General features: G+C 52.3%; 21 protein-coding genes and 7 pseudogenes. 21 read left to right on the top strand and 7 right to left on the bottom strand.

What is annotated here, in order from left to right:
- Nucleotides 1-48 precede the first annotated feature (48 nt).
- From accD to AACL06_RS01795, 4 genes and pseudogenes are all read right to left on the bottom strand, one after another.
- Nucleotides 49-957, bottom strand: a complete 909-nt coding sequence (gene accD, locus AACL06_RS01810) for an acetyl-CoA carboxylase, carboxyltransferase subunit beta (RefSeq protein WP_339037565.1) — start codon at nucleotides 955-957, stop codon at nucleotides 49-51.
- Between the two features lie 167 nt (nucleotides 958-1,124).
- Nucleotides 1,125-1,657 (bottom strand): annotated as a pseudogene (locus AACL06_RS01805) (DedA family protein); the annotation flags it as partial.
- A gap of 5 nt (nucleotides 1,658-1,662) precedes the next feature.
- Nucleotides 1,663-2,484 (bottom strand): tRNA pseudouridine(38-40) synthase TruA, encoded by an 822-nt coding sequence (gene truA, locus AACL06_RS01800; RefSeq protein ID WP_339037563.1) that lies wholly within the window; start codon nucleotides 2,482-2,484, stop codon nucleotides 1,663-1,665.
- Nucleotides 2,484-3,494 (bottom strand): annotated as a pseudogene (locus tag AACL06_RS01795) (aspartate-semialdehyde dehydrogenase). Before AACL06_RS01795 ends, truA begins: the two are co-directional and overlap by 1 nt.
- A gap of 389 nt (nucleotides 3,495-3,883) precedes the next feature.
- Here AACL06_RS01795 and AACL06_RS01790 point away from each other — a divergent pair.
- Both AACL06_RS01790 and pdxB read left to right on the top strand, forming a co-directional pair.
- Nucleotides 3,884-4,498 (top strand): annotated as a pseudogene (locus AACL06_RS01790) (transposase); the annotation flags it as partial.
- A gap of 209 nt (nucleotides 4,499-4,707) precedes the next feature.
- Nucleotides 4,708-5,829 carry a 4-phosphoerythronate dehydrogenase PdxB gene (pdxB, locus tag AACL06_RS01785; RefSeq protein ID WP_339037559.1) on the top strand — a complete coding sequence of 374 codons (1,122 nt, stop codon included), beginning with the start codon at nucleotides 4,708-4,710 and terminating at the stop codon, nucleotides 5,827-5,829.
- A gap of 74 nt (nucleotides 5,830-5,903) precedes the next feature.
- Here pdxB and AACL06_RS01780 read toward each other — a convergent pair.
- Nucleotides 5,904-6,779, bottom strand: a pseudogene (locus AACL06_RS01780) (IS5 family transposase).
- Nucleotides 6,780-7,006: 227 nt separating this feature from the next.
- Here AACL06_RS01780 and yceD point away from each other — a divergent pair.
- The 13 genes and pseudogenes from yceD (at nucleotide 7,007) to AACL06_RS01715 (ending at nucleotide 17,743) form a co-directional block, all read left to right on the top strand.
- A pseudogene (yceD, locus tag AACL06_RS01775) lies at nucleotides 7,007-7,535 on the top strand (23S rRNA accumulation protein YceD).
- 16 nt (nucleotides 7,536-7,551) lie between these two features.
- Entirely contained in the window at nucleotides 7,552-7,719 is a 168-nt protein-coding gene (gene rpmF, locus AACL06_RS01770) for a 50S ribosomal protein L32 (RefSeq protein WP_339037557.1), read from the top strand.
- Between the two features lie 17 nt (nucleotides 7,720-7,736).
- Entirely contained in the window at nucleotides 7,737-8,771 is a 1,035-nt protein-coding gene (gene plsX / locus AACL06_RS01765; protein WP_339037555.1) for a phosphate acyltransferase PlsX, read from the top strand.
- Between the two features lie 6 nt (nucleotides 8,772-8,777).
- The gene (locus AACL06_RS01760) at nucleotides 8,778-9,731 is read left to right on the top strand and encodes a beta-ketoacyl-ACP synthase III (protein WP_339037553.1); all 954 of its coding nucleotides are present in this window, start codon (nucleotides 8,778-8,780) and stop codon (nucleotides 9,729-9,731) included.
- 22 nt (nucleotides 9,732-9,753) lie between these two features.
- A complete protein-coding gene (fabD, locus tag AACL06_RS01755) occupies nucleotides 9,754-10,683 on the top strand; it encodes an ACP S-malonyltransferase (protein ID WP_339037551.1) in 930 nt (309 codons plus the stop codon).
- Between the two features lie 11 nt (nucleotides 10,684-10,694).
- Nucleotides 10,695-11,429 (top strand): 3-oxoacyl-ACP reductase FabG, encoded by a 735-nt coding sequence (gene fabG / locus AACL06_RS01750; RefSeq protein ID WP_339038467.1) that lies wholly within the window; start codon nucleotides 10,695-10,697, stop codon nucleotides 11,427-11,429.
- 154 nt (nucleotides 11,430-11,583) lie between these two features.
- Nucleotides 11,584-11,823, top strand: a complete 240-nt coding sequence (acpP, locus tag AACL06_RS01745; protein ID WP_339037549.1) for an acyl carrier protein — start codon at nucleotides 11,584-11,586, stop codon at nucleotides 11,821-11,823.
- Between the two features lie 81 nt (nucleotides 11,824-11,904).
- Complete coding sequence (gene fabF / locus AACL06_RS01740) at nucleotides 11,905-13,146, top strand: beta-ketoacyl-ACP synthase II (protein ID WP_339037547.1); 1,242 nt, start codon at nucleotides 11,905-11,907, stop codon at nucleotides 13,144-13,146.
- Between the two features lie 269 nt (nucleotides 13,147-13,415).
- Entirely contained in the window at nucleotides 13,416-14,213 is a 798-nt protein-coding gene (pabC, locus tag AACL06_RS01735; RefSeq protein WP_339037545.1) for an aminodeoxychorismate lyase, read from the top strand.
- Between the two features lie 13 nt (nucleotides 14,214-14,226).
- A pseudogene (gene mltG, locus AACL06_RS01730) lies at nucleotides 14,227-15,228 on the top strand (endolytic transglycosylase MltG).
- 16 nt (nucleotides 15,229-15,244) lie between these two features.
- Nucleotides 15,245-15,883 (top strand): dTMP kinase, encoded by a 639-nt coding sequence (gene tmk / locus AACL06_RS01725; RefSeq protein WP_339037543.1) that lies wholly within the window; start codon nucleotides 15,245-15,247, stop codon nucleotides 15,881-15,883.
- Nucleotides 15,883-16,887 carry a DNA polymerase III subunit delta' gene (gene holB / locus AACL06_RS01720; protein ID WP_339037541.1) on the top strand — a complete coding sequence of 335 codons (1,005 nt, stop codon included), beginning with the start codon at nucleotides 15,883-15,885 and terminating at the stop codon, nucleotides 16,885-16,887. The genes tmk and holB overlap by 1 nt, the downstream gene beginning before the upstream one ends.
- A 19-nt stretch (nucleotides 16,888-16,906) precedes the next feature.
- On the top strand, nucleotides 16,907-17,743 hold the full coding sequence (locus AACL06_RS01715) for a metal-dependent hydrolase (protein ID WP_425336923.1): 837 nt from the start codon (nucleotides 16,907-16,909) through the stop codon (nucleotides 17,741-17,743).
- Here the strand turns inward: AACL06_RS01715 and AACL06_RS01710 are convergent.
- Nucleotides 17,697-17,993 (bottom strand): annotated as a pseudogene (locus tag AACL06_RS01710) (transposase); the annotation flags it as partial. The gene AACL06_RS01715 and the pseudogene AACL06_RS01710 sit on opposite strands and share 47 nt — an antisense overlap.
- Before the next feature lie 421 nt (nucleotides 17,994-18,414).
- On the opposite strand from AACL06_RS01710, the gene ptsG reads away from it, so the two are divergent.
- The gene (ptsG, locus tag AACL06_RS01705) at nucleotides 18,415-19,848 is read left to right on the top strand and encodes a PTS glucose transporter subunit IIBC (protein ID WP_339037539.1); all 1,434 of its coding nucleotides are present in this window, start codon (nucleotides 18,415-18,417) and stop codon (nucleotides 19,846-19,848) included.
- A gap of 194 nt (nucleotides 19,849-20,042) precedes the next feature.
- Here the strand turns inward: ptsG and mntR are convergent, their stop codons facing one another.
- Nucleotides 20,043-20,513 carry a manganese-binding transcriptional regulator MntR gene (gene mntR / locus AACL06_RS01700; protein ID WP_339038465.1) on the bottom strand — a complete coding sequence of 157 codons (471 nt, stop codon included), beginning with the start codon at nucleotides 20,511-20,513 and terminating at the stop codon, nucleotides 20,043-20,045.
- A gap of 271 nt (nucleotides 20,514-20,784) precedes the next feature.
- On the opposite strand from mntR, the gene hinT reads away from it, so the two are divergent.
- From hinT to AACL06_RS01675, 5 genes are all read left to right on the top strand, one after another.
- Nucleotides 20,785-21,147 (top strand): purine nucleoside phosphoramidase, encoded by a 363-nt coding sequence (hinT, locus tag AACL06_RS01695; protein ID WP_339037537.1) that lies wholly within the window; start codon nucleotides 20,785-20,787, stop codon nucleotides 21,145-21,147.
- Nucleotides 21,148-21,209: 62 nt separating this feature from the next.
- Nucleotides 21,210-21,782 (top strand): penicillin-binding protein activator LpoB, encoded by a 573-nt coding sequence (lpoB, locus tag AACL06_RS01690; RefSeq protein ID WP_339037535.1) that lies wholly within the window; start codon nucleotides 21,210-21,212, stop codon nucleotides 21,780-21,782.
- The gene (locus AACL06_RS01685; protein ID WP_339037533.1) at nucleotides 21,763-22,614 is read left to right on the top strand and encodes a phosphotransferase; all 852 of its coding nucleotides are present in this window, start codon (nucleotides 21,763-21,765) and stop codon (nucleotides 22,612-22,614) included. Before lpoB ends, AACL06_RS01685 begins: the two co-directional genes overlap by 20 nt.
- A 63-nt stretch (nucleotides 22,615-22,677) precedes the next feature.
- Nucleotides 22,678-23,706: a beta-N-acetylhexosaminidase gene (gene nagZ / locus AACL06_RS01680; RefSeq protein ID WP_339037531.1), complete on the top strand. Its 1,029-nt coding sequence runs from the start codon at nucleotides 22,678-22,680 to the stop codon at nucleotides 23,704-23,706.
- 384 nt (nucleotides 23,707-24,090) lie between these two features.
- Complete coding sequence (locus tag AACL06_RS01675; protein ID WP_339037529.1) at nucleotides 24,091-25,395, top strand: NAD(P)/FAD-dependent oxidoreductase; 1,305 nt, start codon at nucleotides 24,091-24,093, stop codon at nucleotides 25,393-25,395.
- Nucleotides 25,396-25,616: the final 221 nt, after the last annotated feature.

The following is a 25,616-nucleotide window of genomic DNA, read 5'->3' as shown; positions in this document are numbered from 1 at the left end:
CAGGCCCCCTACACTGGCCTGAACCCTTGCGGGGTCTCTGCCTGCACCTCAGGCGTCGGTCTGATTTTCCTGGGCGATGACGAGCGCTTCCTCATGAAAATGTGGCTGCGGTTGGTTGGTCAGCTTGGAAAGAATGCTAGCCAGGGTTCGGCGCATTTCTGGCCGACGAACGATCATATCAATCGCGCCTTTTTCGATCAAAAATTCGCTGCGCTGGAAACCAGGCGGTAGTTTTTCACGCACTGTTTGCTCGATAACGCGTGGGCCAGCGAAGCCGATCAGCGCCTTCGGCTCGGCGATGTTGATGTCGCCAAGCATCGCCAGACTGGCAGAAACCCCCCCCATCGTCGGATCAGTAAGCACGGAGATGAAAGGTATACCACATTCCTGTATTTTGGCCAGCGCCGCGCTGGTTTTCGCCATCTGCATTAGCGACATCAGTGCTTCCTGCATGCGCGCACCACCGCTGGCGGAAAAGCAGACCAGCGGGCAGTGGTCTTCCAGTGCTTGCTCGGCTGCTCGCACAAAACGTGCACCAACCACAGACGACATAGAACCACCGATAAAGGCAAATTCAAAAGCAGCGGCCACGATCGGCATGCCGTACAACGTGCCTTTCATCACCACTAATGCATCTTTTTCACCAGTCGCTTTCTGCGCAGCGACCAAACGATCTTTGTACTTTTTAGAATCTTTGAACTTCAGAATGTCAGTCGGCTCCAGTTCGCCGCCTAATTCCACTTCGCTGCCTTTATCCAGCAGGGTGTGCAGACGCATACGCGATGTCATGCGCATGTGGTGGTCACACTGAGGGCACACTTCCAGATTACGCTCAAGCTCGGCGCGATAGAGAACCTGGCCGCAGCTATCGCATTTGGTCCAGACCCCTTCAGGAATGCTCGCTTTACGGGTTTGTGTAATATTGCTTTTGTTAAGAATTCGTTCAATCCAGCTCATCGATAACCTTTCTGCTTGAACCTGGCAAACGCCAGTCCGCTGTCTATGCCCCCCAGAAGAAACCTCAGGGTTTCTCGCAAGCACAGACCATAAATATCGCTCATTAAACACCATATCAGCTCAACACTGTGGATAAAAAACTGGTCGAACCGAGCCTAACCGAAAGGCTAGGCGACGTTTTTACTTTTTTCTGGCGGGTGGCCCCGCCAGATCTCAATGATACCCGGTAGAATTGAAATAATTATGATAGCCATGATGAACAGTTTCAGGTTTTCCTGCACCACTGGCAAACCGCCGAAAAATAGCCAGCATAAATGAATAGCAATACCCAAACCAGTGCGCCCACGACGTTATAGACAACAAAGTGGCGGTAGGCCATATGCCCCATACCAGCGACGAACGGTGCAAAAGTACGTAAGATCGGCACGAATCGCGCCAAGATAATCATTTTTCCACCGTATTTCTCATAAAATATATGCGTTTTGTCCAGATAGCTGCGACGGAAAATCTTCGAGTCTGGGTGGCTGATCAGTTTTTCACCAAACAGTCGGCCGAGGGTATAATTGACCGCATCGCCAATAATCGCCGCCGCTACCATCAGTACCACCATGGTATGCACATTAAGATCATTGGTCGGTAATGCCGCCAGCGCGCCGGCAACAAAGAGCAGAGAATCCCCCGGCAGGAAAGGCGTCACCACAGCGTTTAATCGTCAGGTATAAGCAGCGGCCCCAGCGGTGACCGTGGGAGAGCAAAATGCTCAGGATAATCGACTGAGACCAAATATAGACCTTCGGCTCGGGCCGTCGCTGCCGCCAGATTGCGATCCCTCAACGCCAACAGCTCGGCCAGCCAGTTCTCAGCCCGCTTGCCGCAACCAATTTCCATAAGGCTGCCGACAATATTGCGCACCATATGATGCACGAAGGCATTCGCCTTGATATCCACCACAATATATTCGCCTTGGCGCGTGACCTTGATATATTTTACATTGCGCCACGGCGTACGTGATTGGCATTGCGCGGCGCGAAATGAAGTAAAATCGTTCTCACCCAGCAGCGCCTGCGCGGCGCGATGCATCCGAACGGCGTCCAATGGATGGTAAATATGGGTCACTCCTTGCTGCAATATTGCCGGACGGTTACGATGATTGTAGATGATATAGCGATAGCGGCGTGCGGTAGCGCTGAAACGCGCATGAAAATCGTCGGCGACAGCGCTTACCCAGCGCACAGCAATATCCGGCGGTAGATGGGTGTTCACTCCCATAGCCCAAGCGGCGTCCTTGCGCGGGGCGCTGGTTTCAAAATGCACCACCTGCCCGGTAGCATGTACTCCAGCGTCAGTACGCCCGGCGCACAACACGTTGATCGGTGCATCCGCGACCTTGCTCAACGCCTGTTCCAGGCAGCCCTGTACACTATCCACCTCCTGTTGCTGCTGCCAGCCGTAATAACGGCTGCCGTCATATTCAATGCCCAGTGCAATCTTTTGTGTCGGTTGGACGGGCAAAGCAACCTCAGACATCAGAACATCTGCTCCTGCACCAGAAATTCTGCCGTTTCGATAGCCATCAACGCCCCGCCGAAACGCATATTGTCCGATACCGACCAGAATTGTAACAGCGCTGGAATACCGTGATCTTTACGCAGGTAACCAATGCTTAACGCATCGCTGCCAGATGCTTCGGTCACTTGAGTCGGATAATTATCTTCCTCACTCAGTTCAATGTCTTCGGCCTGCGGCAACTCACTGCGCGCTTCTTCTGCGGAAATTGGGCGTATGGCTTCCAGATGCACCACCTGCACATGGCCGTAAAATACCGGCGACTGAACGCAGCTCACCGAGATCGGCAATCCCACATCCCGCAACACTTTGCGCAGCTGATCGACGAGTAAGCGTTCTTCGCACACGCTGCCTTGTTCATCAGCCAGGAGCGGCAACAGGTTAAACGCCAATTGTTTGGCGAACACGTTAGGTTCGGCCGGAATACCGTTAAGCAAACGCGCGCTCTGAGCAGCAAGATCATCCACTGCCACTTTGCCGTGCACCGAGGCTGACATCAATGTCATCACGTGTAGGCGAGAAATCCCCGCTTGTTCGGTTAGTGGTGTGATCGCCCTCAGCAATTGACTGACCATGCTATCAGCGATGGCAATGATATTGCGGTTACGATATTCGGCCAACACCTGCGGGTTGACGCCTGGCACCACCAGCGGTACGTCCGGCTCCAAAGCGAACAGGCCGCTGGTGTCGATCACGAAACAGACCATATTGGTAGCCTCTTGCGCATAGCGGGCCGAGGCTTAGCTACCGGCGACAAAGAACGCTAGCTGTGCCTGCGACCAATCGAACTTCTCCACGTTTTGCACCAGAATGGACTGACCGTTGAAGCGCACGATCGCATCGGCGCCACTAACACTTGCCAAGGGATGAAGCTTACCTACCGGAAACTGGCGTTCCTGCAACAATTCCAACAACGCTTCACCCACCGCGTCAGTAGCGCCAAGCAGAGCGATGTTCCAGCCGTCAGACATTGGGTTTTCTCCTGAGTATTGCATTTAAAAGCAAATGAGTTGTCTTGTCACCGCCCGATAATCTTTGCCGCTTACTCTTAGCTTAGCTGTGTCCAGCGATTAATTGTGGCCCCCTGGTTGCCCGAAAAGCGGGTAATCAAGCGGAGGGGGGAGTTCAAGCCCGACAACCCGGAATAGCGATTTTTCGGGCGCGGCCAGTAGAGCTGGGGCCATTTGACGTACTGTTTATTTGGCGCAGCAAACCTCGCAACCCGCGCCTTGCGGCATATTCGAAAGCCCGCCAACGGCGCTCACGGGCAAGGGCCTGACACGGACTACCATGGCGGCGATAACATAAGACAACCGGCGTTGTTGAATAAATCGAACTTTTGGCCGGCACGCGGATCGGATCACTCACTTTCTGGGTGGATGAAACGGCACTTCACGCTTGGTACTGCGAGGCCAAACCTTCTCTGCGTGGTCGCCCACCACATTATTCCGATATGGCAATCACCAGCGTATTGATGCTGAAACGGATTTTCGGCCTAACACTTCGCGCCCTCCAGGGCTTCGTCGACTCCATTGTCACACTGATCAAAGTGCCGTTGAACTACCCGGACGACACCTGCATCAGTAAGCGGGCGAAGTCCGGCCATGTCCCGTTTAAAACCCCAACGCCAGGTGAAATTGCGCACCTCGTTATCGACTCTACCGGGCTCAACGTGTTGGGTGAAGCGGAGTGGAAGGTAAAAAAACACGGTCAGGGGAAAAATATCATAGGCTACCACCGACGTTCGATAGCGGCAATAGCGAGGTACAGAGTAAAACAGCTATTTGGTGGTCACCTGTCGCTGCGAGATTATGATGGGCAAGTTGCAGAGGCGCTGGCCATGATCTGTGCATTAAACAAGATGACGCTCGCCGGTATGCCTGAAAGATGCCCATTCACGGGACTCTTTATTCCAAATCCGATTTATTCAACCAAGCCTATTCATTCCTCAAAGTTATGCCAATTACCTGGCTGATGTTATGTCTCCACTTGACTATTATCCAGTATGATTAAATGATCTTAATCAAAAAAATGTAAAAATAATATTACCTCAATCCCCTATCCAGAAAAATTACCTGCCATCGTCCGAGGACAAGTTTTTGGTACTGACGCTCGCTCTAAGTGCTTCCGCCGGACATGATTTAGTGGCACACTATAATTTGCGGTAAAGCGTCGGAGAACGCAGTGAGAATTGTGGTTGATGAAAATATGCCCTATGTGGCTGAGCTGTTCAGTCGCCTGGGCGATGTACAGGTGGTGCCAGGTCGTCCGATCCCGCGTGATGCGCTGGCGGACGCCCAGGCACTGATGGTGCGTTCGGTTACCCAGGTGAATGCAGAATTGCTGGCTAGTAGCCGCGTTAGTTTTGTCGGCACCGCCACCGCCGGCACCGACCACATTGATGAAGCTTGGCTTCAGCAGCAAGGCATAGGTTTTTCCGCCGCACCAGGCTGCAATGCTATCGCGGTGGTTGAGTATGTATTTTCCGCTTTACTGGTGCTTGCTGAACGTGATGGTTTCCAACTGCGTGATAAAACCATCGGTATCGTCGGCGTGGGTAACGTTGGCTCGCGTCTGGATGCGCGCCTGAAAGCATTGGGCGTTCGTACGCTATTGTGTGATCCACCGCGCGCAGTGCGCGGTGACGTGGGGGAGTTTTTGCCGCTGGAGAAGCTGGTGGCAGAAGCCGATGTCCTTACTTTCCATACGCCGCTGAATAAGTCTGGCCCTTACACCTCGTGGCATCTGGCTGATGCCGATTTGCTAGCAGCACTACCGGACAACCGTATTCTGATAAATGCCTGCCGTGGCGCGGTGGTCGACAACGCAGCGCTGTTGCAGGCGTTGGAAAAGGGCAAAAAGCTGAGCACGGTGCTAGACGTCTGGGAGCCGGAGCCGGATCTTTCCCCGCCGTTGCTGGCACAAGTGGACATCGGCACCGCGCATATCGCGGGCTATACCCTGGAGGGCAAAGCGCGCGGCACCACGCAAGTATTTAAGGCCTACAGCTGTTATCTTGGGCAGCCACAACAGATTGCATGGGCCTCACTGCTGCCGATAGCAGAATTCTGCTATATCCAACTCAATGGGGTGTTGGATGAAGGCAAATTAAAACGATTGATTCACTTGGTGTATGATGTGCGCCGTGATGACACGCTGCTGCGCAATGTCTCCGGGCTGACGGGTGAATTTGATCGCCTGCGCAAACACTATCAGGAGCGCCGCGAATGGTCTTCGCTGCGCGTTCAGTGCCATGACAGTGCCAGCGCGGAGTTGCTGCTTGAGCTGGGTTTCAAGGTCCTGTAAATATTCCGTAAAGTTGTCTTGGCTTTGTTGAATAAATCGGATGTGGAATAAAGAGTCCCGTGAATGGGCATCTTTCAGGCAAGGCGTACACTTTCTGGCATACCGGCGAGCGGCATCTTGTTTAATGCACAGATCATGGCCAGCGCCTCTGCAACTTGCCCATCATAATCTCGCAGCGACAGGTGACCACCAAATAGCTGTTTTACTCTGTACCTCGCTGTTGCCGCTATCGAACGTCGGTGGTAGCCTGTGATACTTTTCCACCGTGTGTTGTCTCTGGTAACGCGCTGGTTCGCCACCGCTTGATTTCGCTCTGCATAGTCTGCCGACCAATAACGGGCTCCGCTGCTGGGCGGTACTAACGCCCTGAGCCTCTTGCGCCTTAACTCATCATCACACACTCGCGTATCCTAAGCCCGATCCGCCGAGGCGACTTTGATTTTAAGGTCAGCACAGATGACCTCATGTGTTTCTGTATCTACAGCCAAATGCAGTTTTCGCCAGATCCGCCGTTTTTCCTGACCATATTTTTTTGCCATCCACTCGCCTTCACCCAACACGTTGAGCCCGCTAGAGTCGATAACGAGGTGCGCAATTTCACCCGGCGTTGGGGTTTTAAACGGGACATGGCCGGACTTCGCCCGCTTACTGATGCAGGTGTCGTCCGGGTAGTTCAACGGCACTTTGATCAGTGTGACAATGGAGTCGACGAAGCCCTGGAGGGCGCGAAGTGTCAGGCCGAAAATACGTTTCAGCATCAATACGCTGGTGATTGCCATATCGGAATAATGTGGTGGGCGACCACGCAGAGAAGGTTTTGCCTCGCAGTACCAGGCGTGAAGTGCCGTTTCATCCCCCCAGCAAGTGAGTAAACCCCGAGTGGTAAGGGCGTTGTTGTAAGCCTTCCAGTTGGCGATGTTGAACTTTTGCTGGGAACGGAATGTCGCTATTTTGACAGAAGGAGAGTGATCGGATCCGCGTGCCGGCCAAAAGTTCGATTTATTCAACAACGCCCGTCAGATGTTGCGCTTTCCCTGTCAAAACTGGCTGCAACAATGTACGCCTAGTACGGTATTTTAAACTGTTGCCATGGTGAAAGCGAATATTGGTATAAAGGTGACGTTTTGCGGTCTTTTTACTTGACTCTACTTCGCTACAACGTTAATATAAATATACTATGAAAAAGGTAAAATTACCTCTGACCATCGATGCAGTACGTACCGCTCAGAAACGCATGGACTGTGTAGGTGCCTATGCGCCCGAGCAGGTTGCGCGTGTCGCCGACTCTGTGGTCTAGTGTGGATAGTGATGTCGAGGGAGTGTTGTCGTTTGATTGATATCGATAACCAACGCCTCGCGGTGATAACAGGGTAGGCGAACCTTCCAGGTAAGCTTGATGTTCCAGCGCTGTGGTATCCCATTTGCACACCGTGTTCACACAACATATTGTTTTAGCCCGGTCATCAATGATGAACAGGCTGAAGCATTACCGGAAAGCTACGAACCGATCGAAGTTGACGAATTTGGCGAAGCCGATCTGTTGGCAATGATTGAAGATGAAATTATTCTCTCACTGCCTGTGGTTCCGCTACATGAATCTGAACACTGTGAAGTGTACGAAGCTGAGAGAGTATTTGGTAAACTGCCTATATGAGGTGGAAAAACAAAATCCGTTTGCCGTACTAGCCAGCTTAAAGCGTAAGTAATTGAGGAGTAAGGTCTATGGCCGTACAACAGAATAAACCAACCCGTTCTAAACGTGGCATGCGCCGTTCACACGATGCACTGACTACCGCCACCTTGTCTGTCGATGCAACTTCTGGTGAGACTCATCGTCGTCATCACATCACTGCCGACGGCTTCTACCGTGGTCGCAAGGTTATCGGCTAAGCTAAAGTAGCAGTACCTTGACTCGTCTAACCATGGCGTTAGATACAATGGGCGGGGACTTTGGTCCCCGCGTTACAGTGCCCGCCGCATTGCAGGTACTGGCCTCTAATTTACAGCTTCACCTTCTACTAGTCGGCAATCCCGACGCCCTCTCCTCATTGCTTTCCAAAGCTGATCCGGTTCTTCTGGCGCGATTGCAAGTCATACCCGCTGAGTCAGTGATTGCTGATGATGCTAAACCTTCACAAGCGATACGTGCCAGCCGTGGTACATCAATGCGTATCGCGTTAGAGCTGATTAACGACGGCAAAGTGCAGGGCTGTATCAGTGCGGGCAACACCGGGGTGCTAATGGGACTAGCGAAGTTGTTGATCAAGCCGCTGGAGGGCATTAAGCGTCCGGCGTTAATGACAGTGATACCTAACCAATTGCGCAGTAAAACTGTGGTGCTGGATTTGGGGGCCAACATCGAATGCGATAGCACTATGCTGGTGCAGTTCGCGGTGATGGGGGCAGTGATGGCGGAAGAAGTCGTTGGTATCGCGCAACCCCGTGTAGCGTTGCTGAATATTGGTGAAGAAGAAACTAAAGGTCTGGATCATATCCGTGCCGCTGCCGCCATATTAAAGAATACGCCGACAATTAATTATATTGGTTATCTTGAAGGGAACGATCTGCTCACCGGTAAAACAGATGTGATGATCTGCGATGGCTTTGTGGGTAACGTTACTCTGAAAACCATGGAAGGAGTAGTAAGAGTATTCTTATCACTGCTGAAATCATCTAAAGAGGGTGGCAAGCAAACGTGGTGGTTAAAATTGTTGAGCCGTTGGTTGCAAGCATGGGTGGTAAAGCGGTTCGGCCACCTGAACCCCGACCAGTATAATGGCGCATGTCTGTTAGGATTGCGCAACACCGTAATTAAAAGCCACGGCGCTGCGAACCTTCACGCGTTTGCAGCCGCAATCGAACAGGCTGTGCAGGCGGTGCAGCGGCAAGTCCCTGAAAGGATTGCTGCGCGCCTTGAAGCTGTATTACCTAAGAGTGACTGATCGTACATGTATACAAAGATTCTCGGTACGGGGAGTTATTTACCCGTAAAAGTGCGCACCAATGCTGATCTGGAAAAAATGGTGGATACCTCTGACGAGTGGATCGTAACGCGCACCGGTATTCGTGAGCGGCGTATCGCCGCCGCTGATGAAACCGTAGTGACGATGGGTTTCCAAGCGGCTGAAGAAGCGCTGGAAATGGCGGGTGTAGCGAAAGAGGACATCGGACTGATCGTGGTGGCGACTACCACCTCAACCTACGCATTTCCTAGTGCCGCTTGCCTGATACAGCAAATGCTAGGCATCAAGGCGTGCGCCGCGTTCGATCTGGCAGCAGCTTGTGCTGGCTTTACCTACGCGCTCAGCGTGGCCGATCAATACGTGAAAAATGGCGCAGTGAAGCATGTGCTGGTGATTGGCGCAGATGTTCTGTCACAGACATTAAACTCTGAAGATCGTGGTACCCTTATCCTGTTTGGTGATGGTGCGGGTGCAGTGCTACTGGGCCCATCTGAAAAGCAGGGCATCATGTCAACCCACCTGCATGCCGATGGCAGCTATAGCAGCCTGCTGACCTTGCCGTTTAAAGATCGTCAGGATCAGGACAAACCGGCCTATGTCACCATGACGGGTAACGAAGTATTTAAGGTTGCGGTTAACGAACTGTCAAATATTGTCGATGAGACGTTACAGGCCAATAATCTGGAACGCAGTGCGCTAGACTGGCTTGTGCCACATCAGGCCAACCTACGCATTATCAATGCTACGGCAAAAAAACTGGACATGAGCATGGATAAGGTGGTGGTGACGCTAGAGCATCATGGCAACACCAGTGCTGCTTCAGTTCCGATAGCATTGGATGTAGCAGTGCGCGATGGGCGAATTCAGCGTGGCCATTTGCTACTATTGGAAGCCTTTGGTAGCGGCTTTACTTGGGGGTCGGCGTTGGTTCGATTCTGATTTGAAAGGAATAAAAGAAAAAATGACGCAATTTGCTTTTGTTTTCCCAGGCCAGGGGTCACAGAGCCTTGGCATGTTAGCCGAGTTGGCTGCACAATTTCCGATGGTTGAAGAAACCTTCGGCGAAGCCTCGGCTGCTCTGGGGTACGACTTGTGGCAATTGGTGCAGCAAGGCCCAGCGGAGGCACTGAACCAAACCTGGCACACACAGCCAGCATTACTGGCAGCCTCGGTGGCGATCTTCCGCATCTGGCAGCAGCAAGGTGGTAAAGTGCCAATGCTGATGGCTGGCCACAGCCTGGGTGAGTACTCAGCGCTGGTCTGCGCTGGCGTGTTGGATTTTAAGGCGGCGATCCGTCTGGTGGAACTGCGTGGTAAGTTGATGCAGGAAGCGGTGCCAGATGGCACTGGCGCTATGTACGCTATCATAGGTCTAGACAACGCAGCGATCGCTCGAGCCTGCGAAGCATCCGCTCAGGGGCAGGTAGTTTCCCCGGTCAACTTTAACTCGCCAGGCCAGATGGTGATCGCTGGCTACAAAGAAGCGGTTGAGCGTGCAGGTGTCGCCTGTAAAGCTGCTGGAGCCAAACGTGTGCTGCCGCTGCCTGTGAGCGTGCCATCACACTGTGCGCTGATGATGCCAGCGGCCAATAAGCTGGCGGTGGCGCTGCATCATGTCGCCTTCAACGTCCCACGTGTGCCAGTAGTGAATAATGTTGATGTACGCATCGAGAACGATCCTGAAGCGATCCATGGTGCGCTGGTGCGCCAACTTTACAGCCCGGTGCGCTGGAGTGAGAGCGTAAAATTTATCGCATCACAGGGAGTGACTCTACTGCTTGAAGCTGGCCCTGGTAAGGTGCTGAGCGGTCTGACTAAACGTATTGTTGACATCCTGCCAGCAGCGGCGATAAACGACCCCGCCAGTCTGTCAGCGGCGCTTGAACAATAATGAGGAACATGATGAATTTCGACGGTAAAGTTGTTCTGGTCACTGGTGCAAGTCGTGGTATTGGCCGGGCTATTGCAGAAATGTTTGTGGCACGCTGTGCCAAAGTGATCGGTACAGCGACCAGTGAAGGCGGTGCTGATGCTATCAGCAGCTATTTAGGGGCAAACGGCAAAGGGTTGATGTTGAACGTGGTTGATACGCAGTCTATCGATAGCGTGCTGGCCGCTATTTATGCTGAATTTGGCGAAATCGATATTTTAGTGAATAATGCCGGTATTACGCGCGATAGTTTGCTAATGCGCATGAGAGACGATGAATGGCAGGATATAATAAACACGAATCTGACTTCAGTATTCCGCCTATCAAAAGCGGTAATGAGAGCTATGATGAAAAAGCGGTTTGGCCGTGTTATCACTATAGGATCCGTTGTTGGCAGCATGGGGCATGCAGGGCAAGCTAATTACGCGGCGGCAAAAGCTGGTTTGATCGGTTTTAGCAAGTCTTTAGCACGTGAAGTCGCATCACGAGGTATTACCGTTAACGTCGTGGCTCCTGGCTTTATTGAGACGGACATGACACGAGCGTTAACAGACGATCAACGGGCAGGCATTTTGTCATCAGTTCCAGCCAATCGGCTGGGCAATGCACAAGAAATTGCCAGCTCTGTTGTATTTTTAGCCTCTGGTGAGGCTGGCTATATCACCGGTGAAACGTTACATGTCAATGGCGGCATGTACATGATTTAAAAAATGAGAAAACCATTTGCGTTATTTGGGATAAAAACCGCAGAATAGCGTAAAATCGTGGTTTGACCAGCCGGGATTGAGTTGCATCTTTTCCAACGTTTTATACACTACGAAAACCATCGCGAAAGCGAGTTTTGATAGGAAATTTAAGAGTATGAGCACTATCGAAGAACGCGTTAAGAAAATCATTGTTGAGCAATTGGGTGTTAAACAGGAAGAGGTGTTAAACAACGCTTCTTTCGTTGAAGATCTAGGCGCTGATTCTCTTGACACCGTTGAGTTAGTAATGGCACTGGAAGAAGAATTCGATACTGAGATTCCAGACGAAGAGGCTGAGAAGATCACTACTATTCAGGCAGCTATTGATTTCATCAACAACTCTATCCAGCAGTAAGAGAACATCTCTAGGCGGTCATTCGACCGCCTAAGTTTTTTCTATCCTTAGTATCATATTTTCCCTCCTTGGAGGACAAACGTGTCTAAGCGTCGAGTAGTTGTGACCGGACTGGGCATGCTGTCTCCTGTCGGCAATACAGTAGAGTCTACATGGAACGCTCTTCTTGCCGGTCAGAGTGGCATCAGCCTGATCGACCATTTCGATACCACCGCCTATGCAACCAAATTTGCTGGCTTGGTAAAGCATTTTAATTCAGAGGATTTCATCTCCCGCAAGGATGCGCGCAAGATGGATGCTTTTATCCAGTACGGCATAGCTGCTGGCATGCAGGCTATGCAAGATGCGGGACTGGAGATCAACGAGGCTAATGCTAGCCGCATCGGGGCCGCTATTGGTTCCGGCATTGGTGGCCTAGGCTTGATAGAAGAAAATTACAATTCACTGGCTGAGGGTGGCCCACGAAAAATCAGCCCGTTTTTCGTACCATCTACCATCGTGAACATGATTGCAGGCCACCTGACAATTATGTACGGCATGCGTGGCCCCAGTATTTCCATCGCCACCGCTTGTACCTCAGGTGTGCATAACATCGGCCATGCTGCACGTATCATTGCTTATAATGATGCAGACGTGATGCTGGCAGGTGGGGCAGAGAAAGCCAGCACCCCATTGGGGATTGGCGGCTTTGGTGCAGCGCGCGCGTTGTCTATCCGTAACGAGAACCCACAGGCAGCCAGCCGCCCCTGGGATAAAGATCGTGATGGTTTCGTGCTTGGCGATGGTGCCGGCATGATGGTGCTGGAAGAATACGAGCATGCAAAAAGACGCGGCGCGCAGATCTACGCTGAAGCGCTCGGTTTTGGTATGAGCAGCGATGCCTACCACATGACCTCGCCACCGGAAAATGGTGCAGGTGCTGCGTTGGCGATGAAAAATGCCCTGATCGATGCTAGCGTGACCACGTCACAAATTGGTTACATCAACGCGCACGGCACTTCGACTCCGGCTGGTGACGAGGCTGAAGCACAGGCGGTTAAGTCCGTTTTTGGCCTTGATGCGCAACGAGTGATGGTCAGTTCGACCAAATCGATGACCGGCCATCTATTAGGGGCTGCGGGTGCGGTCGAATCGATCTTTACCGTTTTGGCACTGCGTGATCAGGCCGTACCGCCAACCATCAACCTGGATAACCCGGATGAAAAGTGTGATCTTGACTTTGTGCCAAATGAAGCGCGACAGGTAAGTGATATGCAGTATACGCTGTGTAACTCCTTCGGTTTTGGCGGCACCAATGGTTCGCTGATCTTCCGTAGAATGTAATCACGCTATTGGTAACCTATCAGAAGCCTATTTTTGGCCCTAACTTTGATCGTTTAAACGTGCTTGATGGTTTCGCCAGTCAGAGACAATCTGGAGTCATCACTTTGGCCCCAGATTTTTTTATGCTTGAACATTATATCTAGTAAAAAAGCCCACATCCGTTTATGAGCTGTCAGTCGGAAATCTGCACGCGTCAGCCGGCATGTTGCTGCTAATACGACACGTGCCTGATATTCTTTTGTGAAAACCAACGTGGCCGGGGAAAGTTTATGTACTGGATAAACGGGCAACGACATCACGCTTTGGCACCGAGCGATCGTGGTTTGCAGTTTGGCGATGGTTGTTTCACTACCGCTCGGGTAAAGGCTGGTAAGGTCGATATGCTGCCCTGGCATATCGAACGCTTGCAACAAGCTGCGCATCGGCTGATGTTGCCCACGACCGACTGGGTTGCCTTTGAACAGGAGATGGTGTATGCGGCCAAACCTCTCCCACTCGGCGTGATCAAAGCGATACTAACGCGTGGGAGCGGCGGACGCGGCTATAGCCCAGCAGGGTGTAAAACCCCCACGCGCCTTGTGGCACGCAGCAGCTACCCTGCACATTATCAACAGTGGCGCGAGCAGGGCATTAGTTTGGCACTTAGCCCAGTGCCACTGGCGCACAATCCGCTGCTCGCGGGCTTGAAGCACCTTAACTGTTTGGAGCAAGTGCTGATCCGCGCGCATCTTGACCAGACGGTAGCCGACGAGGCGCTAGTGCTTGACACTTCCGGTATGCTGGTGGAATGCTGTACTGCTAATTTGTTCTGGCGCAAGGGAAGATCCGTATTTACGCCGGATCTAAGTCAGTCTGGCGTGGCCGGTCTGATGCGGCGGCGCGTGATCGAACTACTGATAGGCACGGAATATAGCCTGCATTGTGTTAGCGAGCCACTAGAAGCGCTGGCCGATGCCGATGAAGTGCTGGTGAGCAATGCGCTCATGCCGTTGTTACCGATTAATACAGTGCAATCATGGCGTTACCATTCACGCCAACTGTATGATTTTTTACGCCCACATTGTTAATCACAGCTGATTGATGAAGAAAAGCAAGCTAAAGATCCTGTCCATTATTATTGCTCTGGCCTTGGCTCTGATGTTTTGGGGCTACCAGAAGATTGAACGCTTTGCGGATACGCCGCTGGCCATCGAGCAGGAAACGATATTCAAGTTACCGGTTGGCAGCGGGCATGTGGCGCTGGGGGGGTTATTGATGCGTGACCAACTGGTACGCAGCGGCAGATGGTTCCCATGGCTACTGCGGGTGGAGCCAGAACTGGCGGAATTTAAGGTCGGCACTTATCGTTTCGTTTTACCCCAGGCATGACGGTGCGCCAGATGCTACAGTTGTTGAAAAGCGGCAAAGAAGCTCAGTTCACCGTGTGCTTTATTGCAGGCTCACGCCTGCGCGACTGGCTGCAAGTGCTGCAACAGTCGAAATATTTGCAGCATACGCTGGCAGGTAAAAGCGACGCACAGATTGCTGTTGCGTTAGGCGTGCCACAGGGTGGCAACCCGAAGGGGCAGTTTTACCCGGATACCTAGGTATACCGCCGACATGAGTGACATCGACTTGCTGCAGCGTGCTCACCTGCGTATGAACAAAGCGCTGCAGGCTGCGTGGGATGAACGCGACACCAGCCTACCGTATAAAACGCCAGCTGATCTTCTTACCCTGGCGTCGATCATCGAAAAAGAAACGGCGCAGCTGCAAGAGCGTAGCAAAGTGGCCTCGGTGTTTGTTAACCGGCTGCGCATTGGCATGCGCCTGCAGACCGATCCCTCGGTAATCTACGGCATGGGCGATAGCTATAATAGCCGTATTACCCTCAAAAATCTGGAAGCCAGCACCGCATATAACACATATGTGATTGCTGGCCTGCCATCTACCCCGATCGCTATGCCAGGCGAAGCCGCGCTGAAAGCCGCTGCCAGCCCGGCCAAGACACCTTACTTATACTTTGTCGCCGACGGTAAGGGTGGCCATACGTTTACCACCAACCTTGCAAGCCATAACCAGGCGGTGCGTGCCTACCGTTAGGGGTTAAAGGAAAAGAATGAAAAGTAAATTCGTTGTTATCGAAGGATTGGAAGGAGTAGGCAAAACCACCGCGCGTGACACCGTAGCCAGTGTTTTGCGAGAGCATGGTGTCAACGATATCGTCTTTACGCGTGAGCCGGGTGGCACGCCGCTAGCGGAGAAATTGCGCGATCTGTTCAAACGTGGAGTGGGTAACGAACTGCCGACCATCAAGGCGGAAGTGCTGATGCTGTACGCTGCCCGTGTGCAGTTGGTGGAAACCGTTATCAAGCCGGCGTTGGAACGCGGTGCATGGGTGGTGGGTGATCGTCACGATCTGTCTTCACAGGCTTATCAGGGCGCTGGGCGCGGCACAGATCCGCAACTGATGCTCTCACTGCGCGATGCCGTGTTGGGGAGCTTCCGCCCGGATCTCACCCTCTATTTGGATTTGCCGCCGCTGATTGGGCTGCAACGCGCTCAGGCGCGCGGCGAACTGGATCGCATGGAACAAGAGGTATTGCCGTTCTTCACACGTACGCGCGCACGCTATTTGGCGTTGGCAGCGCAAGATGAATCGATTGTCACGCTTGACGCTACACAACCGCTGGAGCAGGTTACCGCTTCTATTCGTGCCTGCGTCAGCCGCTGGCTGCAACAGCAGGAAGGCGTGTAATGGAGTATCCGTGGCTGAATATCCCCTATCACCAGTTAGTTGGGCACTACGCCACTGGGCGCGGCCATCATGCGTTGCTTTTGCATGCTGCCGTAGGCAATGGCGACGATACGCTAGCTTACGCGTTGAGCCGCTGGTTGCTCTGCCAGCAGCGTAATGGTGAAAAGAACTGCGGTGAATGTCATAGTTGCCGACTGATGCTGGCGGGTAACCACCCGGACTACCATCTGCTGGTACCGGAAAAAGGCAAAAACAGTGTAGGTATCGAACCGATCCGTCAGTTGATCGAGAGGCTCTATTTCTATGCACAGCAAGGAGGGGCCAAGGTGATCTGGCTCTCCCAGGCCGAGCTATTGACCGAAGCGGCGGCCAACGCGCTGCTGAAGACATTGGAAGAGCCGCCGGAAAAAACCTATTTTCTACTGAGTTGCCGCGAGCCTTCACGATTGTTGGCGACGCTACGCAGCCGCTGCCTGTATTGGCATTTGGTCAGCCCTGATGAGCAACTGAGCATGCAGTGGCTAAGCCGTCACGCAGCAGGTAACCCGGTCGAACACCTCACTGCGCTGCGCCTGCACGACGGCGCGCCAATCGCTGCTGAACAATTGCTGCAACCGGAGCGCTGGCAACAGCGCAGTGCCCTGTGTAGGGCATTGAGCGCTGCCTTGCCGCAGCATGATATGCTGTCGCTGTTGCCAGTGCTCAGTCACCTGGATGTGGGGGAGCGTCTACATTGGCTGTGCGCTCTATTGGTGGATGCGATAAAATGGCAGCAAGGTGCACCGAGCCATGTACTCAATCAGGATCAGCAGCCGTTGGTGTATCAACTGGCCAGTCGGCTGAGCGAGATTTCATTGCTGCAAATCGTGCAACAATGGTTGATCTGCCGCCATCAGTTGCTCAGCGTAGTTGGCGTTAACCACGAACTACTATTGACCGAACAATTACTGGGCTGGGAGCAAATGCTAAGCTCTGCCAGCTATTCCCTGCTTCATTCGCTGTAAAGCAAAAGAGTTAAACATTATGTTGTTAGTTGATTCTCATTGTCACCTTGACTGCCTGGATTATCAAACCCTGCACCAAAATGTGGATGACGCGCTGGCCAAGGCCAAAATGCGCGATGTCGGATACGTGCTGGCAGTTGCCACTACGTTGCCGGGCTATCAGGCTATGACCCAGTTGATTGGTGCGCGCGATGAGGTGGTCTTCTCCTGTGGCGTACACCCGCTGAACCTGGAGGATGGCTACGATTACGGCGAACTGCGTTGCCTGGCAGCGGCGGCACAAGTGGTCGCGTTGGGGGAGACCGGGCTGGATTACTTCTACCAGAAAGACAACCTTGAGCTGCAACAGGCCTCGTTCCGCGAGCATATTCGCATTGGCCGAGATCTGGACAAACCGCTGATCGTGCATACCCGTGATGCGCGTGCCGACACATTGGCGATTTTGCGTGAGGAAAATGCGCAGGACTGTAGCGGGGTGCTGCACTGTTTCACTGAGGATAGCGCCACCGCAGAAGTACTGTTGGATCTCGGTTTCTACATTTCTTTCTCTGGCATCGTGACCTTCCGTAACGCCGAGCCATTGCGTGAGGTGGCGCGTTATGTGCCGCTGGATCGCATACTGGTGGAAACTGACTCGCCGTATCTGGCCCCGGTGCCGCACCGGGGTAAAGAAAACCAACCCGCCTATGTGCGTGATGTGGCTGAATACATGGCGGTACTGAAGGGCATTAGCCTGGAAAACTTTGCCGAAGCCACCACTAACAATTTTTCTCGCTTATTTCGGCGTTGGGGTTTTAAACGGGACATTGACGGACTTCGATGCAGGTGTCGTCCGGGCAGTTCAACGGCACTTTGATCAGTGTGACAATGGAGTCGCCGAAGCCCTGGAGGGCGCGAAGTGTCAGGCCGAAAATCCGTTTCAGCATCAATACGCTGGTGATTGCCATATCGGAATAATGTGGTGGGCGACCACGCAGAGAAGGTTTTGCCTCGCAGTACCAGGCGTGAAGTGCCGTTTCATCCCCCCAGTAAGTGAGTGAACCCCGAGTGATCAGGGCGTTGTTGTAAGCCTTCCAGTTGGTGATGTTGAACTTTTGCTGGGCCACGGAATGTCGCTATTTTGACAGAAGGAGAGTGATCTGATCCTCGTGCCGGCCAAAAGTTCTATTTATTCAACAACGCCGCTTATTTCACATCAAATTTTGATCTAGGCTGAGTAGTCATCGTTGACATAATTTTTAAGCTCGTAATTAATCGACGAAACGAGTAATATTTTCACCAATTTAAAGGCATTTAGTGATTGTTTTATCGACTTTTATGATAAAAAACAGGCGATTTTAAAAATTGCTTCCTTTTGCTATTATTTAAATGTGATTACCAGCAAACATTACGTAGGGCATTTATTTTACTCTGAATAATAAATTCAAGGGTGCTCAGACACCCTAAATTGCGGGGTTTTCTTCCCCTTGCAGCGCGAATAATCGCCAAAAAGTAGCAAAGTATTATTACTCAGGAGCACACTCATTTATGTTCAAGAACGCATTTGCAAACCTGCAAAAAATAGGTAAATCGCTAATGCTGCCAGTGTCAGTACTGCCTATCGCAGGTATCCTGCTGGGCGTCGGTTCCGCCAACTTTAGCTGGTTACCTATGGTAGTCTCTCATGTGATGGCGGATGCGGGTGGATCTGTTTTCGCCAACATGCCGTTAATTTTCGCGATTGGTGTTGCCCTAGGTTTCACTAATAACGATGGCGTCTCCGCACTGGCGGCGGTGGTAGCTTACGGCATCATGGTGAAAACCATTTCAGTGGTTGCACCCTTGGTGCTGCACCTAACAGCCGAAGAGATTGCAACCAAACATTTGGCCGATACCGGCGTACTCGGCGGGATTATCTCTGGTGCCATCGCTGCCTACATGTTTAACCGCTTCTTCCGCATCCAACTGCCGGAGTATCTGGGCTTCTTTGCGGGTAAGCGGTTTGTGCCGATCATCTCTGGCCTGGCGGCTATCGTGCTAGGCATCGCGCTCTCTTTCATCTGGCCACCCATCGGTACTGCTATCCAGACGTTTTCCCAGTGGGCAGCTTATCAGAACCCGGTAGTGGCCTTTGGCCTCTACGGTGTGGTTGAGCGTTCGCTGGTGCCGTTCGGTCTGCACCATATCTGGAACGTGCCTTTTCAGATGCAAATTGGCGAGTTCACGAATGCAGCGGGTCAGGTATTTCACGGTGACATCCCACGTTACATGGCGGGTGACCCGACTGCGGGGAAACTGTCCGGCGGCTTCCTGTTCAAAATGTATGGTTTGCCTGCGGCGGCCATCGCTATCTGGCATTCAGCCAAACTGGAAAACCGCGCTAAAGTCGGTGGTATCATGATCTCTGCTGCGTTGACCTCATTCCTGACCGGCATCACCGAACCGATCGAATTCTCTTTCATCTTCGTTGCGCCGATCCTGTATGTGAGCCATGCTATCTTGGCGGGTCTGGCGTTCCCAATCTGCATTCTGTTAGGCATGCGTGACGGCACCAGCTTTTCACACGGGTTGATCGACTTTATCGTTCTGAGCGGAAACAGCAGTAAAATCTGGTTGTTCCCCCTCGTCGGCATCCTCTACGGGCTGGTGTACTACACTCTCTTCCGCATGCTGATCACCAAGCTGAACCTAAAAACCCCAGGCCTTGAAGACACTGCTTCTGAGCAGGATACGCAGGGCGGTTCTGAAATGTCTGCCGCCTTAGTTCAGGCTTTCGGCGGTAAAGAGAATATCACTAACCTGGATGCCTGTATCACCCGCCTGCGCGTCAGCGTGGCCGACATCACCAAGGTTGACCAGGCTACCCTGAAGAAATTAGGTGCCGCTGGCGTTGTTGTCGCCGGCTCTGGCGTTCAGGTTATCTTCGGTACCAAGTCTGACAACCTGAAAACCGATATGGACGAATACATCCGTAATCACTGAGTTAGACAAGTTAATTTAAAGGGAAACGAAAGCCTAGTGCCGATCACCTAAGGGGGATCGGCATTTTTTCTCCCGAGGCAGGTAAACCCGCATAGCACAACGCGTAGTGTCACGTAGAAAACAGGAGGTAGATACAGGGAAGTGAAGATATTTGGCTTCTAAAAGCCCTCAGCCAGCTACTGCTTATTTCGGGATCACTTCGCCGTGTTTTTTCGCAGGATCTGTTCAAACACGGCTAAAGTGGCGTCAGAAATGTGATGTTCAATCCCTTCGCTGTCCAGCTCGGCGGTTTTCGTCGGCACTCCCAGACAGACTAACAGGTTAACCACAATCCGATGGCGACGGCGTACCTTATGTGCCAACCGTTCGCCTTCCTCAGTCAGAAATACCCCGCGATAGGGACGCGATTCCACTAGGCCGACGCTTTTAAGCCGCGCGATGTTCTTGATCGCAGTAGGGTGAGAGATACCAAAGCGGCGGGCGATATCGGTGGTTCTGGCTTCTCGCGTAGTCTGCAACAGATCGGCGATCAGCTCGACATAATCTTCGAATAATGCATAGGATTGCGCCTTACGGGCGCGACTGAAACGCAGTGCGTGTTCAGCTGCATCCGGCATTCCGGCCAGAGCTGGGTGGGCGGTGCTATCTAGCGTGCGTGTTACCATGGTGAGGCGTCCTTTGAACATAAATCTGGTGGCTGCTGCGAAGCTGGAGGTCTGCCCCTAAATTAATGCAAAGAGCACAGATTATCAAATTCATACCTGGTGAAATAGCTTTCAGCCTGACCCTTGTTGGGGGGTAGGTAAAGCAATAACAGATATAGTGCGCCAGGTGGTGTGATCTTAGCATCATCCAATGCGGAAAGTGCGCATTCAGGTTAAAAGCAGTAGAATTTGTCACTCATAAAGCTTACTGTTTAAACCAAGGAACGTCCAAATGGCTGAAGAAAAGATTTTCAGTAAAATTATCCGCCGCGAAATCCCTGCTGATGTGGTTTACCAAGACGAACTGGTGACTGCCTTCCGTGATATCTCACCCCAGGCTCCAACCCATATTTTGATCGTGCCGAATGTACTGATCCCTACTGTCAATGATGTGACCGTCGAGCATGAAGCGGCGCTGGGCAGAATGATCACCGCTGCGGCGAAAATTGCCGAACAGGAAGGGGTGGCTGAAGATGGCTACCGCCTGATCCTCAACTGCAATCGCCATGCTGGTCAGGAGGTCTATCATATTCATATGCATTTGGTTGGCGGCCACTCGCTGGGGCCGATATTGTCACGCTTTTCTGAACGGTAACCTGGATGCTAAATGCACGCGTTGATAGCTGTTTTTGTAAGCTGGCTTGGAAAGGAATAATAATGAAAAAGTATTTATTGGTGGCGTTGGCCGCATTAACCTTGAGTGGCTGTTTGTCGCGCCTTCCACAACCAAATACCATCGAATCGGTTACGCTACCGGACACAAAGGAACAACCTCAGCAGTCGGCCCGTGAAGATGTACCACAGCCGCCCAAAATACAGCAGTTTGACTGGCTCCGCGGCCTACAGCCGTTGGTGAACCAGATGCTGGAGGTCAAAGGGGTTACCGCTGGCAGCCTATTGTTCGTAGACACCATGAAGAACAACACCAATGGCGCATTGCAAACGGCGAAAGCGACATCCGCGCTACATACAGCGCTGGAGTCTAACTCCACCTTCAGTATGGTGCCTGAAGCGCGGCTGACGAGCGCCAGGCAGGGGCTGGGATTATCCTCGGAGGACAGCTTTGGCTCGCGCAGTAAGGCTATCGGGCTGGCGCGCATCGTTAATGCACAGTACGTGTTGTACAGCGTCTTCAGCGGCGATGTAAAATCACCGACGCTGGATATGCAACTGATGTTGGTGCAAACCGGTGAAATAGTTTGGTCGGGTAATGACACCGTTGAACCTTGAAGCTGAATTGCGACAATTGTTGAATACCCGGTTGTCGGCGGTAAATACCGCCGGTTGTCATTTCAGCCCAGTAAAGGGTCTGACGGGTGACAGTTGGCGTATCGACGGGGAGGGCATCAGTTTGTTGGCGCTCAAACAAACTGCAGAGAAAGGCGCATTGGGTGTCAGCCGCAAACGGGAAGCGCGGCTACTGCGCCGTTGTGGCATGGGGCTAGGGCCGCAGGTTTTAGCCCAGAGTAATCATTGGATTATCGTCGAATGGCTTACAGGGAAGAGTGTCACAAATGAGGGGTTCGACGCCTTAAATCAATGTGGTGAACTGGCAGCGATGGCAGCGGGATTGCATCGAAGGCCGTTCAGTGGTTACCGCCTGAACTTGCAACGACAGTTCGCCAGCTATTGGCAGCAGTTGGACAAACGGCGTCTTACCCCAGCCTGGCTGCGTTGTCAACAGCATTTTTTGCGGATAACACCGCCAACGCCACTGCAACTGGCCCCGCTTCATATGGATATTCACCCAGGTAACCTGATCACCAGTGCCGCCGGGCTGCGGCTGATCGACTGGGAGTACGCCGCCGATGGCGATGTTGCGCTGGATATCGCCGCGCTGTTTCGCAGCAATAATTGGGCTAGCACTCAGCAGCAGTGTTTTCTACAGCACTATGCGCAGCATGGCTACCCGGATGAGGCCCGGTTGTGCGCCCAAGTGCAGCGTTGGTTACCGTGGGTGGATTACCTGATGCTGATGTGGTTTGAAGCGCGCTGGCAGCAGAGCGGCGATGCTGAATTTTTGCATTGGGGGGGGGCAATGCTGCGCCAGCGCTTTTGTTGATAACCCCCCAGGTTTTGAGTGAAGCAAATCAAATAATGAAGTGAGGTGGCCGTGGGTCCGATAATGCTAGATATTGCTAGCTATGAGCTGGATGCAGAAGAACGCGAGATTTTAACACACCCGCTGGTTGGCGGGCTGATCCTATTTACCCGTAACTTTCACGATGCGCACCAGTTGCGCGAACTGGTGCGCCAGATCCGCGTCGCATCGCATGATAGGCTGGTGGTAGCGGTGGATCAGGAAGGCGGACGCGTGCAGCGCTTCCATGAAGGTTTTACCCGCTTGCCAGCGGCGAAATCGTTCGCTGTGATGCAAGATGCGCAGCAGGGTCATCACTTAGCGCAAGAAGCGGGTTGGTTGATGGCCGCAGAAATGATCGCCCAGGATATCGATATCAGTTTTGCGCCGGTGCTGGATATTGGCCACGGCAGCGCCGCCATCGGCGAACGCGCGTTCCACAGCGATCCGCAGCAAGCTCTGGCAATGGCTGAGCACTTTATCCAGGGTATGCGCAGTGCTGGGATGAAAACCACCGGAAAACACTTCCCAGGCCATGGTGGTGTCAGCACTGACTCGCACAAAGAAAACCCGCGCGATATGCGGCCGTTAGCGCAGATCCATGAACATGACATGGCGATTTTCCGCACACTGATCAACCGTCAACTACTGGATGCGGTCATGTCGGCACACGTCATCTACACTGCAGCCGATCCGCTTCCTGCCAGCGGTTCACCTTACTGGCTGAAGCAAATCCTGCGGCAGGAACTGGGGTTCGATGGGGTTATTTTCTCTGATGACCTATCAATGGTTGGGGCAGCTATCATGGGTAGCTATGCCGAACGCAGTCAGGCGGCTCTGGATGCTGGTTGTGACATGATATTGGTGTGCAACAACCGCGCTGGTGCGGTCAGCGTGCTGGATAACCTTTCCCCAGTCAAAGCAGAGAAAGTAAAACGGTTATATCACCGTGGTGAGTTCACCCGCCAGGAACTGCGTGACTCGGCACGTTGGCAGCAGGCATACAAGGCACTGGGTACGCTAAGTGCACGCTGGGAGGAACATAAACTGCACGAATTCAGGACACTGTCATGAGGATAGCGCAGCGATGATCAGAGCTGCGGCGGTAGTCATTAAGCACGGAATTAACAACTTCATAACATATTTGGAACCGCAATTATTGCTTTTTATCGGGATAATCTGCGGCTCTGTTATTCTCAATAAAGCACAATATTTGCGAATAACGGGTAGAGCCATGTAGAGTAGACTCTATGCTAACTTATTGAATTAAAATAGCTAAAAAGCCTCGCGTCGAGCCTTTAATCAAAAAATTGATGTAGGTCAATTTTAGTATGACCAAATAACCTCACATGTTATTCTGGCGCTAAAGAATAGGTTTATTACAGTTTAACTATATGTATTATAAGGATATTTGTCATTCACTTACGGATAACTGTTGGTTCATATTTAGGAGGTATTTTGACAACGCCAAAGAAGAAAATCGTCATTGTTGGTGGTGGTGCTGGTGGTCTTGAGCTAGCGACCCGCCTAGGGAATAAGCTTGGCCGCAAGAGAAAAGCTGCGATCACATTGGTGGATCGCAGCCAAAGCCATCTGTGGAAGCCGCTGCTACATGAAGTCGCCACCGGTTCACTTGATGACGGCGTCGATGCGCTGAGTTACCTGGCGCATGCGCACAACCATCATTTCAGCTTCCAGCAGGGTACGCTAACTAACATCAACCCCGAGACTCAAACGCTGCAACTGGCCCGTATTTGCGATAAGCAGGGGGGTGAACTGGTACCATCGCGCGAATTGACTTACGACATTCTGGTGATAGCGCTGGGCAGTACCTCGAACGATTTCGGCACACCAGGGGTGAAAGATCACTGTCTCTTCTTGGATAATCCGTATCAGGCGCGGCGTTTCCATAATGAAATGCTTAATTTGTTCCTGAAGTATTCGGCGTACCCAGGGCAGAAAAAGCGGGTAAATATCGCCATCGTTGGATGCGGCGCTACTGGCGTTGAGTTGTCTGCCGAACTGTACAATACAGTGAAACAGCTACACAACTATGGCTTTGAAAGCCTGGACAACAGTGCGCTGAATGTGACGTTGGTAGAAGCTAGTGAGCGTATTTTGCCATCGTTGCCACCGCGCATTTCCGCTGCTGCTTATCTGGAACTGAGCAAACTTGGTGTACGCGTGTTTACTAACACCATGGTTACAAGCGTAAAGGCCAGTGGGCTGAACACTCAGGGTGGCGAGTTTATCGATGCTGATCTGATGGTGTGGGCGGCGGGCATCAAGGTGCCGAACTTTATGAAGGATATCGGTGGTTTGGAAACCAACCGCCTCAACCAGTTGCTGGTTGAGCCAACGTTGCAGACCACGCGCGATCCCCACATTTTTGCCATCGGTGACTGCGCATCCTGCCCGAAAGAGGGAGGCGGCTTTGTGCCACCGCGCGCTCAGTCGGCACATCAGATGGCTTCACGCTGCTTTACTAACATTTTGGCGCTGATTAACGAGCAGACGCTGAAGCCTTATGTGTACAAAGATCACGGTTCGTTGGTGTCACTTTCGCGTTTCAGCACTGTTGGTAGCCTGATGGGCAACCTGATGCGTGGTTCTATAATGGTGGAAGGGTGCATTGCGCGTTTCATCTACATTTCGTTGTACCGCATGCACCAGGTAGCGCTGCATGGCTTTATTAAAACCAGCCTGATGATGTTGGTTGGGGGCATCAACCGGGTGCTCCGCCCGCGCCTGAAAATGCACTAAAAACGCCCTGTGGCAACCCCACACCAGTGTGGGGCTGCCACGGTTGAGGGAATGGCCAGAATAGGCAGTTGACATCGGCAGCAGCGGCGGCTGCTTTGTGGATTATCGCCGTCTCTGCCAGCCTGGCGGTTATTTTTTCAGGGCGCAGTTCGCCGGATTGTGTACTCGCTATCAGCTCGGCCAACGCCGTGCGCTAACGTGTATCACAGATAACAAAAAAG

Origin of the sequence: Serratia symbiotica (Periphyllus acericola) (genome assembly GCF_964019515.1) — a bacterium.
GTDB classification, from domain to species: domain Bacteria; phylum Pseudomonadota; class Gammaproteobacteria; order Enterobacterales; family Enterobacteriaceae; genus Serratia; species Serratia symbiotica_D.
The sequence above is the reverse complement of the archived record's forward strand: the minus strand, read 5'-3'. Positions and strand labels throughout refer to the sequence as shown.